The organism is Nocardioides sp. (assembly GCF_024509035.1).
Classification (GTDB): Bacteria; Actinomycetota; Actinomycetes; order Propionibacteriales; family Nocardioidaceae; genus Nocardioides.
Window position 1 is genome coordinate 1 of the sequence record NZ_JANINT010000412.1, and the last position, 656, is coordinate 656.

A 656-nucleotide genomic window follows, 5' to 3' on the forward strand; every position below is an offset into this window, starting at 1 on the left:
CTGGTCACGGCTGCGGCGCGTCCCTCCCTGGGTGCGCTCGCGCCCACCGGCGCCTCCATGCTGCGCAGACGCCGCCGGGTCATCGCGCGCTCCACCGTGCTCCTCGCCCTCGCCATCGCCTACGCGTGCTCGACCGCCACCTTCAACTCGACGTACCGGCAACAGGCCGAGGTCGACGCGCAGCTCACCAACGGCGCCGACGTCACGGTCACCGAACCCGTCGGCGCCGACGTGCCGCCGTCCTACGCGGATCGACTGGGTCAGGTCGCGGGCGTCCGGTCGGTCGAACCGATGCTGCACCGCTTCGCCTACGTCGGCAACGACCTCCAGGACGTGTACGGCATCGACGCGACCGGGATCACCCGGGCGACGCACCTGCAGGACTCCTACTTCCAGCAGGCGACCGCGACGCAGGCGCTCGCCGGGCTGCAGGCCCGGCCGGACGGGATCCTGGTCAGCGCCGAGACCGTCAACGACTTCCAGCTCAGCCCCGGCGACCTGGTCCGGTTGCGGGTCCAGGACGCACGGACCCACCGGTACGTCACGGTGCCCTTCCACTACGTCGGCATCGTCAACGAGTTCCCGACCGCGCCGAAGGACAGCTTCATCGTCGCCAACGCCGACTACGTCGCCGCGCACACACACAGCGACGCGGT

General features: G+C 71.0%; 1 protein-coding gene. It reads left to right on the top strand.

Annotated features, from left to right (window positions below; genetic code table 11):
* Positions 1–57: 57 nt before the first annotated feature.
* Positions 58–656, top strand: a 599-nt coding sequence (locus Q0L15_RS22625; protein WP_296607114.1) for an ABC transporter permease, incomplete at its 3' end; no start/stop codon positions are given.